This window comes from Sphaerothrix gracilis Ecp01, from assembly GCF_030405905.1.
In the GTDB taxonomy this organism is placed as follows: Bacteria; Cyanobacteriota; Cyanobacteriia; order Phormidesmidales; family Phormidesmidaceae; genus Sphaerothrix; species Sphaerothrix gracilis.
In genome coordinates, this window is the sequence record NZ_JASATW010000064.1 from 1 (window position 1) to 7,808 (window position 7,808).

General features: G+C 39.8%; 7 protein-coding genes and 2 pseudogenes. 5 read left to right on the plus strand and 4 right to left on the minus strand.

From position 1 onward, the window contains the following. Together QJQ48_RS27240 and QJQ48_RS27245 are read left to right on the plus strand one after the other, a co-directional pair. A partial coding sequence (locus tag QJQ48_RS27240) for a transposase family protein (protein WP_346294374.1) occupies positions 1 to 357 on the plus strand: 357 nt, incomplete at its 5' end. A 371-nt stretch (positions 358 to 728) separates the two neighbouring features. Further along, the gene (locus QJQ48_RS27245) at positions 729 to 3,671 is read left to right on the plus strand and encodes a CHAT domain-containing protein (protein ID WP_346294375.1); all 2,943 of its coding nucleotides are present in this window, start codon (positions 729 to 731) and stop codon (positions 3,669 to 3,671) included. An 11-nt stretch (positions 3,672 to 3,682) separates the two neighbouring features. On the opposite strand, the gene QJQ48_RS27250 is transcribed toward QJQ48_RS27245, so the two are convergent. Next, the gene (locus QJQ48_RS27250; protein WP_346294376.1) at positions 3,683 to 4,483 is read right to left on the minus strand and encodes a hypothetical protein; all 801 of its coding nucleotides are present in this window, start codon (positions 4,481 to 4,483) and stop codon (positions 3,683 to 3,685) included. 104 nt (positions 4,484 to 4,587) lie between these two features. Here QJQ48_RS27250 and QJQ48_RS27255 point away from each other — a divergent pair, with 104 nt between their 5' ends. Continuing rightward, on the plus strand, positions 4,588 to 5,082 hold the full coding sequence (locus QJQ48_RS27255) for a hypothetical protein (protein ID WP_346294377.1): 495 nt from the start codon (positions 4,588 to 4,590) through the stop codon (positions 5,080 to 5,082). A gap of 77 nt (positions 5,083 to 5,159) precedes the next feature. On the opposite strand, the pseudogene QJQ48_RS28460 reads toward QJQ48_RS27255, so the two are convergent. After that, positions 5,160 to 5,273: pseudogene (locus QJQ48_RS28460) on the minus strand (IS4 family transposase); the annotation flags it as partial. Between the two features lie 628 nt (positions 5,274 to 5,901). Here QJQ48_RS28460 and QJQ48_RS27260 point away from each other — a divergent pair. Both QJQ48_RS27260 and QJQ48_RS27265 read left to right on the plus strand, forming a co-directional pair. Then, the gene (locus QJQ48_RS27260; RefSeq protein ID WP_346294378.1) at positions 5,902 to 6,126 is read left to right on the plus strand and encodes a hypothetical protein; all 225 of its coding nucleotides are present in this window, start codon (positions 5,902 to 5,904) and stop codon (positions 6,124 to 6,126) included. A 139-nt stretch (positions 6,127 to 6,265) separates the two neighbouring features. Then, positions 6,266 to 6,577, plus strand: a complete 312-nt coding sequence (locus QJQ48_RS27265; RefSeq protein ID WP_346294379.1) for an IS630 transposase-related protein — start codon at positions 6,266 to 6,268, stop codon at positions 6,575 to 6,577. A gap of 113 nt (positions 6,578 to 6,690) precedes the next feature. Here the strand turns inward: QJQ48_RS27265 and istB are convergent, their stop codons facing one another. Together istB and QJQ48_RS27275 are read right to left on the minus strand one after the other, a co-directional pair. Beyond that, positions 6,691 to 7,494 carry an IS21-like element helper ATPase IstB gene (gene istB, locus QJQ48_RS27270; RefSeq protein ID WP_346294380.1) on the minus strand — a complete coding sequence of 268 codons (804 nt, stop codon included), beginning with the start codon at positions 7,492 to 7,494 and terminating at the stop codon, positions 6,691 to 6,693. A 167-nt stretch (positions 7,495 to 7,661) separates the two neighbouring features. Then, positions 7,662 to 7,808, minus strand: a pseudogene (locus QJQ48_RS27275) (IS256 family transposase); the annotation flags it as partial.

Genomic DNA, 7,808 nt, shown 5'->3' on the forward strand with positions numbered 1-7,808 from the left:
GACAAAGCGATTGCCGATAGCGAGCACCTGTCGTTCCCTGAAGGCAGTACGTTATGGCAGGATACGGGGTTTCAGGGCTTTGCCCCAGAGGGGGTGACGATTCAGCAACCGAAGAAGAAACCTCGCAACCGCTCTCTGACAACCATTGAGAAGATGAACAACCGAAGTATTTCCAGTCTTCGTATTGAAGTGGAACACCACATCGGTGGCGTCAAACGCTGCCAAATTCTGAGACAACCCTTTCGCAATCGGCTGGACCACTACGTCGACGACGTGATGGAGACTGCCTGCGGCTTGCATAACTTCCGCCTGACACACCGAGCAAAGCCAGGTCGTCTAGTGGGTCAAGCCGCTTGACCCCGAACGATGGGACGATATGGTGACTTCAACCGATTCCTTTCTTATTTCCGATAAAGTCTAGTACCTGTGCCTGGCCAAGGCTTGCAGGATGGGGACTTTCACCCCACTGACTTAGCCGAGCTTTCCTCGGCGCACCCAAAGTCGCGAAAGAACCCTCCGCAAAAGAACTCTCGGCATTGTACTTAGGCAAGTTACAGACTCGATAGCTCACAAATACTCCGTTTCCAATAGTACTTAAACTTTATTCATCGCAAATCCATAATCTATTTCATACAACAACACTGTTAAAGTAAGTAAAATCTCCGGATTCTCTTTAAAAGCGAAGAAATAAAATAATAGGCTTTCAAAATTCTTTGGCAAACAACAATATGAAAATAAAAATTAAAAAATTTTATATTGTTAATATCTTACTCTGCTTTTTTCTCCTTTTATGTATTCTTTGTAAAGCTAATTTGGCTCAACCACAAAGTAATACAGTGACATCCAATGAAGTTACTAATTTACAAGAAAAACTACAGCAGCAGCTTCAGGACACTTCAAAATTATTTTATAGTGATGTACAAAATCTATCTAATATAGAAATTGCGTTTTCATCAGCTGAAGAAGTATTGAAAACTTATAGATCTATTAATGATCAGACGGGTGAAGAATACGCTTTATCTCTAATTTGTAGTATAGTGAACTCCGAAAAGGCTGGAAAAACTTCGATTAGCAAAAAAAAATCTGTCGAATACTGCGCATCTTATTTTGAAAATCAAATTGAAGCTATTTTAGATAATTCAATAGATATAGATTCTAACAAATCGAAAAGAATGCACAATGTAGAAGTTTATAGAAATCTGTCTAAACTATATAAGTTTGCTGGCGACTATGAAGTAGCCATCGCTTTTTTGGACAAAGCTTCTACAGAGTCTAAAGTTTTTGATACTCCAAACGATTATACGGGCGAATACGCAGATATTTATTTTGAAGCTAAAAACTACAAAAAAGCAGTTCAGTATTATAGAAAATTAATTGATAAAGAGACTATTCAAAGATTAGATTCTTACAAAAAGCAATCTTTGAAATCAGAATATTCAGCACTATCCTATGGATTCTTTCCTGATTCTCCAAGTAAAACGATAACTTCTGAGCGCATTAATATTGAGCTTATAATGATTCACGAAAGGAGTCATCTTGGTTACTCTTTATTAAAACTTGGCAGAATAAATGATGCTGAACAAGAGTTGTTGCATGCGTTGGATAATTTAGAAACACTTATTGAGGCTGAAGAAGGATTTTTAAAAAGTAAAAGATTTAATCCTATACCTGTCTCTGGAACAAGATTAATTGATGAAAATCGCATTATATACGAATCTCTGCAAAAGCTTTATATTGACAAAGGTGATTTTCCTAAAGCATTAGAGACTTCTGAAAGAGGACGTGCATTAGGTCTTTTTGTTGCAACAACCGTTTCAGAAAACCCAACTAATTTTCTTCAAGTAGAACAAACAAATTTAGAAGAGCTGAAAAATATTGCCCAAAAAAACAAAATTACATTTGTAGAATATTCTATCATTGATAATCAGTATATATATATATATATAATTGACTCGGAAGGAGATTTTTACTTTAAGCCTATAAATATCAAATCGCTGTCATCATCTGTAGGGGAAAAAACTTATTCAGCAGTAAGAAAAAATTTTTATACGCTTTTACTGATTCCAGTATTTTGGTTTGTAGTTTCTAAACGTAATAAATTTCTATTAATATGTTCACTATTATTAATTTTACAGGGGTGTAGTATTCCGCTATTACATTCTCAGCAAGAAAATACATGTACGATAACGAACTCTAGTATCACTCTTACAAGCTATATAGGAGAGGCTTTCAAAACAGTAAGAGGAGAGGATTTATCACAAACAAATAATAGCTTTAACGAATTAGCAAATATTGATGACTGTTTATTTCATCAGTATAATCTCTTAGTTAAACCTATTGAAAAGCTTTTACATAAGAGAAAAGATTCTCATATTGTCTTTATACCAGATAAAGATATATTTAAAGTTCCATTTTCAGCGCTTAAGTTGCCATCTGGGGACTACTTAATTGATAAGTATAGTTTTTCAATTCTTTCTTCGATAAAGTTTTTCTCAACTCTTTCTGAATCTGCAAGTCAAAGACCAGAGGCCAATATACCTGCTGTAGTAGTAGGTAACCCCAAGTTACCAGAAAATTTAGAAAGATTAGGAGAGTTACCGCATTCTGAAACTGAGGCTAACACGGTTGCTCAGATCTTAGAAAGTAATTCGTTAACTGGGACAGAAGCAACTGAGACAGCAGTTTTAGCTCAATTATCTGAGGCTAATATCATACATATAGCTGCTCATGGAGTACTTGATTATCAATTTGAAAATGTATCTCAAAATACAAATGTATTAGATATAGAGTATGCATATTTTGAACGTATGGCTAAAGAATTAAGGAAAGGCGTTGATATTATCGCTTTATCTAGCTCTAGTCAAGATGATGGATTACTTAATGAGATTGAGCTTTACAATAAAAGCTACAAAGCAAATTTAGTTGTATTGAGTGCTTGCGATACTGGTTTAGGAGAAATTACGAGTAATGGTGTTATAGGTTTAGCAACACCGTTTACAGCCAACGGTGTTCCTACAGTAATTGCATCACTATGGCCTGTGTCTGATGCTGCTACATCAGAGCTAATGACAAAGTTCTATAGTAATTTAACCCAAAATATGGGTATCTCTGATTCCTTTAGAAATGCAATTGCCGAACTAAAAGAAAAATATCCTAATCCGCGTATATGGGCACCGTTCTTCATCGTAGGAATGCCTAACCCTCCTCAAAAATTCTTAGCTTCTGAGACAAATATTATCTCTAAGAATGAGTTGAGTGTCGAAAAATTACGTAATGCGGTTTATAAGTTACCGGACGTCTTTGATAAAGCAGTGAAGCTCGAAAATGGCCAATACTATGAAAAATATTTTGTACAAAATCTTGGTGATTCTAGAAGTCAGTTATCCGTTGTACTTGGAGATACTTTTGCTTTCGGAGATTTAGATAACGATGGTGATAAAGATGCAGTGGCAATTCTAGCTTATAACACAGGTGGGAGCGGAACCTACTTTAGACTAGCTATTATCCTCAATGAAGGCGGTTTACCTGTGCATATATATAGTGATTCGATTGGCGATCGTACCGCTATCAGTAATATTTCTATTCTACCCAATAGCAAAGTTGAACTTACAGGAATACTTTGGCCTAGAGATGTTTTTACTGATATTTATGACTATTCTGCCATTTTTTGAAATTCCAAGAATTATGGCTCAGCAACTTCATTTGTCAAAATTAACAATGCACCATCTCCTGACTTGGAAATTTGAAGCGTGATTGGACTGCTCTGCTGCACCATTTTTTCTGGCATTGTTTCAACTATGTATAGTCTATTTTCATCTTCTAACAAAAGTCGCCACACTCGACCTCCTATCGCATCGTTGAGTTCCCTTCCTGATAATTCCATGTAGCGCTTTATATCCCCAAGGACTTTCAAGTTATCTTCTTTATCTGTAATGATGAAAGGATTTTTTACATTTCTGCCAAGAGGATAGTCTTCTGAAGCAACCACAGTAATTATAGGTAACTTTGAAGACTCATTTGAGAAATCGCGCTTTGCGTCTATAATACCTCTCGCTTTTGAGATTTGGAATAGAGTTATTAGTATCCAGGCAACGATAATGATATCTTTTACAAAATTCTTAAATGCTTTGTTGATAATTTTTCTTCGAAGTTTAGATTGGATACGTTTGCTTTTAAAGAGAAAAATAATTTTCACATAAAAATTGTCAACTAAAAAGTTGCATAGCACCCCCATTAAGCAAATGAAAAAGCAAGAAATAACAAAAAATATGGCCGAAGAGAATGAACTTAAAAAAACTTGAATTGTCACTATAAAAAACGATTCTAATGCTAAGTTTATAGATGTAATTTCTATATTATAAAAGCCGTAATATGCCCATCTATAAATCCAGCCTGAGTAATATAGGGCGATGCTTAATAGTCCAAGAAGACTAGCAAAAGTTCCTAAAAAATTTTTTTCTTGAGGTTCAGAATTATTAGACACTTTTTAATTCCAATAAAAATAGGATAACTCTTTTGCCAAAAAATTTTCAGAGCTATTATCTTATGATAAAAAGTATACGTCTCGGATGTTTTATTATTTTACTTTTGTTAAATATTTCAAGCTGTGCATCAAACATGAGAAAATCAAGCGGCTTTGCTTCCAGCACCACAGTTATAAAAGTTGAAGAGGTAAAACTTAATATTCCCCAAAAAATGTTTGTAAAGTTGATATCTGGCGATATCTTGTCAGGTCGCCTGAAGAGTTTTGACACAGTTCAGAAAGAGATTGTTATAGAAGCAGGTTCTATAACCACAAGCATTGCTTTTTCAGATATTAGCATTTTATTTTTTGAGGAAATTTCTTTACCAAGGAATAATGATAATGCTGTTATTCGAGGTTTAGATACATGGCAAATTAAACCTGCAAACTCTTTTAAATTAAATAATGAAGATCCAACTATATTAAGTATTGAAGTATCTTCAATCTCGACCAAGAATCAAACGACTCCTCTACTAACAGAGAAAAATTATTTACTAAGTAGCTTAAAGTTTGGTCCACTTTCACAATATTTAGTTATTGAAGTCTATCCAAAGCAGTAAAGCTACTGATTGACTCGTCTGTTCAAATTGTGGAATGAAGAAACAGCTCAGCAACCTTCGGCGTTGCTGAATTAGAGCTAAGTACGGGACAAAAGTTGTAATGTTCGCCGAAAGTCATCTTCAAAGAGCAGCGAGGGATTGAGCAGGAGCTGTCGAAGATAGTCAAAGCCTAAACGAAAAAGAGGCGTTGCTGAAACGAGGAATGAACAGATTTATGAAACTCAGTGGCAATAGGGTTTTGAAAATCCAATTCATCCCAGGAATCAGCAACGCTGATGTCCGATACCACACTATGTGACGTTTTAACAGGCTAAATGTCAGTCAATCCAAAAACGTTGAAAGCCTTTTCCTGGAAAGGTTTCAATCTTTATATCCTTAAAATCAACTCTCAAAAACGTCATTTAGCTCGTTAATTTACACAAAGAATCGCTGAAAGCCTATATTATCCGTACTCTAGTACCCTTATTCTCTCTTGAGAGTGTTAATTGGCCTGGTATCAGTGTCACTTAGTCTGATACCCGACAGCCAAGATGTTCAGTAGCGGATGCTCTACCAAATAAGCGGTTCGCGGGTCTTCGAGCGATTCGAAGTGCCTTAATAGGGACCCAGATGGGCTTTGAGACAGACTCATAAGCAACGACGAATAAAGCGCTACCGATTCAGTATCCTGCTTTTGGAGTATGCGTTTGCCCTGTCGTTATGTTTGCCCTGTCGTTATAAACACCGAACTTGACATCACTGTGGGGTTGCTAAGAGCTACCTGCAACTTGGAACAAATATGCTTACCTACCTACTTACTTTCTTTCCTGAAGAGCTTTCTTGCCTTCGAAAAAAGGAGAGTACCTTAAATGCATCAAAGGCTATATGGGCAGTAAAAAGTTCCCTCGGGATGAATTCGAACAAAATCTGAGAGATACGCAGAAAAAACTTGACAGAGCAGAGAAAGACTTTGCTAAAGACAAAGACTTATCAGATGCTATTCGTCAAGCAAAGGAGTCGAGCAATAAAATTGGCACTGATTTCTCAACAGGTGACATAGCGTAAGCCTTGTGTGGTCAAGAGTTCCAGAGTTGAGAGAGGCCGGTTAGAATAGCCCATAACCATCGCTGGAGTTGTCTTACCCTCTATTGCAATAGAAGGCTAAGTTAGGACATCATAAGATGTCGCTACTCCTCTCTATCTTATGCCTGCTGCCTACAGCCTTGACCTACGTCAAAAAGCACTTGCCGCCGTCGATCGCGGGGAGCCCAAAAGCCGAGTCAGCAAACTCTTCCACATCAGTCGCAATACCCTCGACCTCTGGCTCAAACGGCGTCAAGCGACCGGTAGTGCTGCCGCCAAACAACCGACGCGCCGCGGCCCAGAACCGATCATTAGTGACCTCAATGCTTTTCGCCGCTTCGCCGCTACTCGCGGACACCTGACCCAGCAGCAAATGGCCGAGCAATGGCCAGAAGCCGTGAGCGCTCGCACTTATCAAATGTCAAGCGTTTAGCGTGACGCGACAGCAAGATAGTCGAGTTGGCAGATCTGTGAGCGTGATCGGCAACGGCTGCCCCCTTGTCGCGACAACTATGATCAAAATGACAACTATGATCACTAATGCGGTTAAGCTCGGGCTGAAGGATTGGCTTCAGTTGAGCGAGTGGCTGCGGCGCGTTTGCGATAGCTATCGGTATGGATTTCGACAATCAAGGCATGATGCACGAGACGATCTACCGCCGCGACCGTCATCATGTCGTCGGCAAAAATGGTGTCCCATTGACTGAAAGGCTGATTGGCCGTGATTAAAAGACTGCGCCGTTCATAGCGATGGGCAATGAGCTCAAAGAGGACCGAGGTTTCGGCTTCTGACTTTTTGACGTAGCCGAGGTCATCAATGACTAGCAGGTCAAAACGGTCCAGCTTGTGGAGCAAAGCGGGCAATTGCAACTGCAACTTAGCCTGCTGCAATTGCTGTACCAATGCCGTCGCAGTGAAGAATTTAGCCCGTTTGCCGAGTTCGACAATAGAGCGCGCCAAGGCTGCCGCCAAATGAGTTTTGCCGACACCGGAAGGCCCGAAGATTAAACAGTTTTCGGCCCGCTCCAGCCAACCGGTGTCGGTAGCCAGTTGCATCAAAGGCGCAGGATTCAGCTTTGGGACATGGTCCCAGTCAAAGTTGGAAACCGTTTTGGCGGCGGGGAGTTGGGCCTCTTGCAGGGCGCGTTTGAGGCGCATACTCCAGCGTCGGTCCACCTCCAATTCGCAGAGTGCCAGCAAGAATTGAGCGTAAGACCATTGCTCTTGCATGGCCTGGTGTTCGAGGGTTTCCCAGTGCTGGAGCATGTGGGAGAGGCGCAGGCGTTTGAGGTGGAGGCTGAGACTCTGGTAGGGACTCGCTGGCGGCGTCTGGCTGGAGGAGTTGGTCATAGTCTTTCAAGTCATGTTGTTGCACCTGCACTGTTGGCAAAGCTGTTGCCTTCAGAAGCTGAAAGTATCGCTGCAAGGTAACTAAGGTCAGGGTGCCAGCGGCGAGTTGAGCCGTCAGGAACTCGGCGACGGGGGAGTGTTCTAATTTTTGTGCTCAGCAGGTTGGTTCAGTCGATGAAGCGTTCTGGAAATAGAATAGCAAAATATGACAAAGCTGCCTTCCAATCTTGAATCGGCCTAGTCCAACGCTTTGAGATGTTGTTCATCGCTAAGTACATTAGCTTGAACACCGAGGCTTCATCAGGAAAGACAGC

Bases quoted from the DNA above. Each gene is read 5' to 3' on its own strand.
- QJQ48_RS27265 (WP_346294379.1), top strand. From the start codon at position 6,266: ATGCCTGCTGCCTACAGCCTTGACCTACGTCAAAAAGCACTTGCCGCC.
- istB (WP_346294380.1), bottom strand. From the start codon at position 7,494: ATGACCAACTCCTCCAGCCAGACGCCGCCAGCGAGTCCCTACCAGAGT.
- QJQ48_RS27245 (WP_346294375.1), top strand. From the start codon at position 729: ATGAAAATAAAAATTAAAAAATTTTATATTGTTAATATCTTACTCTGC.